Origin of the sequence: Sphaerisporangium dianthi, from assembly GCF_042654065.1 — a bacterium.
GTDB lineage: Bacteria > Actinomycetota > Actinomycetes > Streptosporangiales > Streptosporangiaceae > Sphaerisporangium > Sphaerisporangium dianthi.
In genome coordinates this window covers 104,162-111,477 of sequence record NZ_JBHSFP010000030.1, presented here as the reverse complement: position 1 = coordinate 111,477, position 7,316 = coordinate 104,162, and the positions used below count along the sequence as shown (strand labels likewise).

Below are 7,316 nucleotides of genomic sequence, written 5' to 3'. Positions count from 1 at the left end.
CGATCGGCAAGGCGCAGCCGGTGGGGGTCTTCGTGGAGACCTTCGGCACCGAGAAGATCGACGTGGCGAAGATCCAGGACGCGATTCTGCGGGTGTTCGACCTGCGTCCGGCGGCGATCATCCGTGACTTGGACCTGCTGCGGCCGATCTACTCGCAGACCGCGGCCTACGGGCACTTCGGCCGCGAGGAGCCCAACTTCTCCTGGGAGCGCACCGACCGCGCCGACCAGCTCCGCCAGGCCGCCGGCCTCTGAGCCCCATCGGCTCCAGGTTTCACCCGCCGCCGATTCTCACACTTCGGCGGCGGCCCCCCGCCGCGGCCCGTCCAGGGCCGCGGCGGCACCTTCCTCCATCGATCGTTTTCAGCGACCCGCGGCGGTGACCTTCCGCCGCGGTCCGTCCTTCCGCGCCGATGTGACGGCGTTCCGCCATGGTCTTTCCCACTACGTGCCACTCCTGCCTGCGCGCCACGGCTTGGCTGCATGCGGTCGATCTGTATGGCGCAGTGACGACCTTGCGTGAGGGGCCGTCCTTTGTGGCCGAGACGCCGGCGTTGATGGTCTGGTTTGTCTTGGTACAGGGCACTCTTGCCCGTACGTCACGGTCTGGTCGTATGTGGTCGGTTCTTTGACGTGCAGTGTCGACCTCGCGCCGCGGTTCGTCCTTTGTGGCCGAGGTGGGGGCGTTCCCGTTGCGATCTGTTCGAGTACGCCACTTCCGCACATTCCCCACGGACTTTTGTACGTTATTCGTCCTTTGTGGGCGCAATAGTGATGTTTCATCGCAATCTTGTCCATTCGTGCCACGTGCTGTCCGCCGTCGCGCTTGGTCGTATGATCCTCGGCGCCGACGCGGTCGAATGCCGTACGGCCGTTCGGGCCCGCCGTACGGCGGGGACGGGCGCCCTCGGCCGCAGGGGGTCTTGTGGCGGCCGGCCGTGCTTCGCGGGTTGATTCAGGACCGGCGGGCGTCGTCTGGTAGGACCTAACCGTGACCGCAGCCAGCCCCGCCCAGGAGGCCGTCGAAGCGCCGAAGCCTCTCGGCGCCACCGCCGGCGACCCCCGGCGGCCGGGTTGGGCCGCGTCCGGGGGTGTGGAGGGCGACGCGACGCCGGTCGAGCGGACCGGGGCGGTGCGGGGCGGCGAGCCCGGCGGCCTCTGGGGCGACGCGGCGCCGTCCGGCAGAGGAACCGGCGCGACCAAGGGGGCGGTGGTGCCCGCCGGCGATCATCCGATCGGGCGGGTGCTCGTGGACATGCCGCTGCCCCACCTCGACCGGCCGTTCGACTACGTGGTGCCCGAGGCGATGGCCGCGGACGCGGTGCCCGGCTGCCGGGTCAGGGTGCGCTTCGCGGGCAAGCTCGTCGACGGGTTCCTGCTCGAACGGGTGGACACCACCGAGCACGAGGGCAAGCTGGCCGCCCTGGAACGGGTGGTCTCCTCCGAGCCGGTGCTCACCCCGCCGATCGCGGCCCTGTGCCGCGCTGTGGCGGACCGATACGCCGGCACCATGTCCGATGTACTGCGCCTCGCCGTACCCCCGCGACACGCCCGGGTAGAGGCCGAGGAGGCCAAGCGGAAGGCGGCGGGGGAGCGTCCGGCGGTGACCGGCGAGACCGCCGGCCCCTCGGCGGAGTCCTCCGAGGGGACCGAACGGGGAGAAGCCGGGCGGGGAGTGACCGAGGGGGGAGTGGCTGGGCGGGGGGAGTGGGACGAATATCCGCTCGGGGCGTCGTTCCTCGAGGCGATCGCCGAGGGACGGGCGCCGCGGGCGGTGTGGAACGTCCTTCCCGGGGCCGAGCGCGGTCCGAGGTGGGCCGAGGGCATCGCCCAGGCCGTGCTCGCCGCCTCGCGCGGCGGCCGGGGGGCCGTGGTCGTGGTGCCCGACGGCAAGGACGTGGCCCTGCTCGACGCCGCGCTGGGACGTGTCCTGGCGGAGGGCGCGCACGTGGCGCTGACCGCCGGCCTCGGCCCCGCCGAGCGGTACCGCCGGTGGCTGCGGGTGCTCCGCGGGCAGGCGCGGGTGGCGGTGGGGACGCGGGCGGCGGCCTTCGCCCCGGTCCGGGACCTCGGCCTGGTGGCGATCTGGGACGACGGGGACGACCTGCACGCCGAGCGGCTCGCGCCCTACCCCCACGCGCGCGAGGTGCTGGCCCTGCGCGCCCACCAGACGGGGGCCGCGATGCTGATCGCCGGCCACGCCCGCACCGCCGAGGCGACTCAGCTGATCGCGGCGGGCTGGGCGCGCCCGATCGCCGCGCCGCGTGAGGCGCTGCGGCGGCACGCCCCCCGGGTGCGGCCCGCCGGTGACGACACCGAGCTCGCCAGGGACGAGGCCGCGCGTGCGGCCCGGCTGCCGAGCTCGGCCTGGGCCGCGCTCAAGCACGGACTGGCGAGCGGCCCCGTCCTGGTCCAGGTGCCCCGCCGCGGCTACCTGCCCGCGCTGGCGTGCCAGGCCTGCCGGGCCCAGGCCCGCTGCCACCAGCCCGTGGCGGCGACGCCGATGTCGCTGAGAGCTCCCGATGCCGGGACCGCGGGACGTCCGGCGGCCGAGCCGCCGATCCCGGGGATCGACGGGCCGGCGCCGGCGGTCCAAGGGGGAGGCGAGGGCCCTTCGGTGTGCGGGGGGCCGCTGGCGCTGCGGGGCGGCCACGCCGCGCCCTACTGCCGCTGGTGTGGCCGGATCGCCGGGATGTGGCGCTGCCAGGCGTGCGGCGGCAACCGGATGCGCGCCGTCGTGGTCGGCGCCCGCCGCACGGCCGAGGAGCTCGGGCGCGCGTTCCCGTCCGTCCCCGTCAAGACCTCGGGACGTGACGGCGTGCTGGCGGCCGTCGGCCCCGCTCCCGCGCTGGTCGTCGCCACCCCGGGCGCCGAGCCGGTCGCCGAGGGCGGGTACGCGGCGGGCGTCCTGCTGGACGGCTGGGCCCTGCTCGGCCGTCCCGACCTGCGCGCCTCGGAGGAGACGCTGCGGCGCTGGATGAACGCCGCGGCGCTGCTGCGCCCTGCGGCCGAGCTCGTGGTGCTCGCCGACTCCTCCTTCCCCGCCGTGCAGGCGCTGCTCCGCTGGGACCCGGTGACCCACGCCGAGCGCGAACTGGCGGAGCGCACGTCGCTGGGTTTCCCGCCCGCCGTGCGCATGGCCACGCTGACCGGGACGGCGGCTGGTCTGAGGGAGATCTCGGGCGACCTTCGGCTGCCCGAGGGGGCGCAGGTGCTCGGCCCCGTCCCCGTCGAGACCTCCCGCCCCGGGGGCGAGGAGCCGCAGGAGCGGCTGATGGTGCGGGTGCCGCGCGCGGCCGGCCCGGCGCTGGCCCGCGCGCTCAAAGGAGCGGCGGGCGTGAGGTCCGCTCGTAAGGCTCCCGACCTGGTCCGGGTGTGTATGGATCCGATCGATCTCATCTGACCGGAGGCCGCCGATTCGCGGGGCTGAAAGTAAGCCGTTAGTTTCTCCCTGTGTCGATCGAATGGGTGAACGGGGCCATCGAGGAGATCCGGGCGTGGGGGCGCTCGAAGAACGTCGCGGTGGACGCCGACGAGGTCCGCCTCCTTTGCGATTACGCCAGCGATTATCTGGACGTGAGCGAGCTCGCCGATTTCACGCCCGGCACGTTCGAACAGCTGCTTCTCGACATCTATCCCCGCAAGGTCATCGCGCCGCCCGAGAGCGCCGCCGAGACGGTGGCCGCGGCGCGCACGCTGGTCGACTTCCTGCTTGACAGCGGGGAGATCGGCACCAAGATGGCGGCCCGCATGCGGGCCAAGATCGACGAGATCGCGCCGGAGATGCCGGGCGCGCTCGCCGACACCTCCAAATTCGGCATGGCCAAGAGCATCTTCGGCGCGATGGGGGCCGACGAGGCCGACCCGACCGCTCTGGACGCCGCCGGCGCGCCCGGCTCCGGCGAAGATCCGCTCGGCGTGCCGCTCCACCGGCTGCGCGGCGTCACCGCCGACGACGACTGCGAGTGTCCCGGCTGCTCCCCGCTGCCCGCCGTACGGCTCGCGCCGCCCGAGGAGGTCGCGCGCGCGGCCCGCGAGGTGGGCCTGCTGCGGGACGCCCACCACGTGGTGGGCTGGATGCGCGACGGCGGCCGCACGCCGACCGTCCGGGGCGCCCTGCGCGTCAGGGACGCCGCGCGCATCACCAAGGAGCTCGGCGTCGCCGCCCCGGCGACGGCCTGGCACCTGGCGGTGGCCCTCGGCCTGGTGGAGGTGTCCGGGGCCGCCATGACGGTCACGCGTGCCTTCCGGCCGCTGCCCTCGCGCGAGGACCACGATGTGCTGGACCTGTGGGCCCGCACGGTGGCGTTCGTCACCGACGGCCCGGCCGACATCACCGGCTCGGCCGAGTTCGACCACGAACTGTACGCCGTCCACGACATGTTGTACCGCCTGCAGGCCCCGATGGCCGTCGGCGCGCTCCGCGAGCACCTGGACGAGGCCTGGGCGGGCGGCCGGCCGGGCGGCGACGACCCCGGCGAGCTGGACGCCGCGCTGGAGGTCCTGGCCCACTGCGGCACCGTCGAGCGCGACGAGGACACCGTCCGGCTCACCCCGCACGGCCTGTGGGGGCTGCGCGAGACGTTCACCCGCATGGGCATGCCGGCGCCCGTCGCGCCCGACCCCGCCGAAGGGGACGCCACCGGCCTGATCGACGCGCTGGTGGGCGGGATCCCCGCCCAGCAGGCCGAACGCGACATCGCCGCCTGGCTGGCCCGCCGCTCCCCGCAGGAGGCGGCGGGCGAGCTGCTCGGCGGCGTGCGCGCACAGGCCGCGGCGCGGCGCGGCGTGGCCGTCACGATCATCGACAGGCTCGGCCCCGACGCCGAGGCGGCGGTGCGCCCGTTCCTGGACGACGCCGAGCTTCGCCCGCACGCCGTCCACTGGCTGGCGGCCCGCGACCTTCCGGCGCCCGCGCTGACGCACGAGGAGGCGCTGTGGGCGAGCGTCGACACGCTCGCCGTGGCCATGCCGGCCACCGAAGACGATCATGAGCGATTCGCGGGTACCCTGGCCTTGGCCGCGCCGCCCGCCCACGTCATCGAAGAGATGTGGCAGGTGGACCACCCCGACGTCGCCGAGGTGCTCGACCTGCTCGGCCGCCACCTGGCCGACCGCGAGGTCGCCAAGGCGGCCCGCAAGGCCGCCTTCAAAGCGCGTTCGCGTGGCATTCACTGAGCGGTCCAGGCCAAGGTCCGCACTCGGTCATCGCGTGTGGCTGGTGTGGAGTAAGTTGCCTGAATGGCCAACAGCGGGAACGGCGGCATCTTCGATCTTGGAGAGCTGCGAAACCTCATCGACGAGCTGGGGAGCGTATCCGGCGAGGAGCGGGAGGCGCTGCTCGCCGAGATGGCGGGGGAGAACGACGAATGCGACTGCGGTGACTGCGAGGGCGAGGTGCTGAGCTTCCCGCCGGTCGAGCTCGCGCCCACGGCCGAGCTCGCCTGCGCGGTGCCGGCCGTGCCGCTGGTACGCGACGCGCGGCGGCTGACCGAGTGGACGGGCGCCCGGCAGGTCACCGACGAGGGGTTCCTCTCACCGGGCGACGCGCGCGAGGCCGCCGAGACGCTCGGGCTGAGCGACGACCGGCTGCGCCTGGTGTGGATCGTCGCGGTCAACGCCGGCCTGCTCCGCATCACCGGGGCGGGCGCGTCCCCGGGGCCGGGGCTGCCCGCCGACCTGATGGACTTCTGGGACGGGGTCGTCATGGACGTCCTCGACCGCACCGACGAGGGGCTGACGGGCTCGGCCGTGGCCGACGAGCACCTCACCGAGATGCTCGCCACGATCTACGCCACCAGCGACGGCATCACCTACACCGCGCTGGTCGAGGGCATGCTGCAGGCCCACGAGATCGGCTGCGAGGCGCGCGCGCCCGAGATGCGGCGGCTGCGCGAGGAACTGCCGGGCGAGCTGGACACCGCCCTCGACCTGCTGGCCTACTGCGGGCTGTTCGAGCGCACGGCCGACAGCGTGCGGCTCACGCCGCTCGGCGTGTGGGCCGTCCGGCAAGATCTCCTGCGTGAGGGGCACGACGCCCCGCTGCTGTCGGAGGTCGCCTCCTACGCCGAGCTGAGCGCCGTCGAGCTGGTCGAGGCGATGCTGTCGGGCGAGGCGCCGTCCAGCGCCCCGACGCTGTGGGTCGAGCGCCGCGTCCCCGAGGAGGCCGCCCGCGAGCTGATCAAGGTGGCGGCGTCCGGCACCGCGGGCCAGCGCGGCGTGATCGGCACCGTCCTTGAGGAGATGGGCCCGGAGGCCGAACCCGCCGTGCGCGAGGCGCTGGCCGAGCCCTCGATGTGGCGCCACGCGGCGGTGTGGCTGGGCGTGCGCGACCTTGAGGCGCCGGTGCTCAACGAGGACGACGGCACCTGGCTCGCCGTCGACACCCTCGCCACGCTGCTGCACATCCCCGACGCCCAGGAGGCCATGGGCGAGTTCGAGGCGCTGGAGGCGGGGGAGGAACTCCTCCGCCTGGTCGACGAGATCAGCCGCAGCGGCCATCCCGACGCCATCGCGGTGCTCGAACTGCTCGGCGCCCACCACCCCGACGCCACCGTCGCCAAGGCGGCCCGCAAGGCCGCCATGAAGGCCCGCTCCCGCTGAGCCCGCCCCGTCAGGCGCCGCCGATCCCGCCCCCCGCACCGCGACTCCGCGGGCGCGCGGCGGGGCGCGCGGCGGGCGCGTGGTGTGCGATGGCAGTCGGCGCGTTCACGGTGCGCCATAAACTAGTGAGACCTTCAATTCGTGACGCGAACGGAGTCTTCCGTGGCCATACAGTCGATCCGCCTGTTCGGCGACCCGGTGCTGCGCACCCCCGCGGATCCGGTCAAGGATTTCGACAAGGAACTCCGCAAGCTCGTCAAAGACCTCACCGACACGATGATGGACGCCCCGGGGGCGGGGCTCGCCGCGCCGCAGATCGGCGTCGGCCTGCGGGTGTTCACCTACTACGTGGACGACACCCTCGGCCACCTGATCAATCCCACTCTCGACCTGTCGGACGACAAGGACGAGGAGGGGGAGGAGGGCTGCCTTTCCTTCCCCGGCCTCACCTTCCCGACGCCGCGCGCGATCCGCGCCGTCGCCAAGGGCTTCGACATGCACGGCGAGCCGATCACCGTCGAGGGCACCGACCTGCTGGCCCGGTGCGTGCAGCACGAGACCGACCATCTCAACGGCGTGCTGTTCATCGACCGCATGGACCCCAAGCAGCGAAAGATCGCGATGAAGGCCATCCGCGAGGCGGAGTGGAGCGGCCTGGCCGCGCCCGCCGTCAAGTTCTCGCCGCACGCCACTCAAGGGAAGGCTCTCTAGCAC

The 7,316-nt window shown here is 73.8% G+C and carries 5 protein-coding genes; all 5 read left to right on the top strand.

The window, feature by feature from the left end:
- The coding region (locus ACFO60_RS31840) for a methionine adenosyltransferase domain-containing protein (protein WP_380847821.1) at positions 1–254 on the top strand (254 nt) is incomplete at its 5' end.
- Between the two features lie 877 nt (positions 255–1,131).
- A complete protein-coding gene (locus tag ACFO60_RS31835; RefSeq protein ID WP_380847833.1) occupies positions 1,132–3,402 on the top strand; it encodes a primosomal protein N' in 2,271 nt (756 codons plus the stop codon).
- A 50-nt stretch (positions 3,403–3,452) separates the two neighbouring features.
- Positions 3,453–5,177, top strand: coding sequence for a hypothetical protein (locus tag ACFO60_RS31830; RefSeq protein ID WP_380847818.1), 1,725 nt, complete (start codon positions 3,453–3,455; stop codon positions 5,175–5,177).
- A 63-nt stretch (positions 5,178–5,240) separates the two neighbouring features.
- On the top strand, positions 5,241–6,602 hold the full coding sequence (locus ACFO60_RS31825) for a hypothetical protein (RefSeq protein WP_380847815.1): 1,362 nt from the start codon (positions 5,241–5,243) through the stop codon (positions 6,600–6,602).
- Between the two features lie 162 nt (positions 6,603–6,764).
- Positions 6,765–7,313, top strand: coding sequence for a peptide deformylase (gene def / locus ACFO60_RS31820; protein WP_380847812.1), 549 nt, complete (start codon positions 6,765–6,767; stop codon positions 7,311–7,313).
- Positions 7,314–7,316 lie beyond the last annotated feature (3 nt).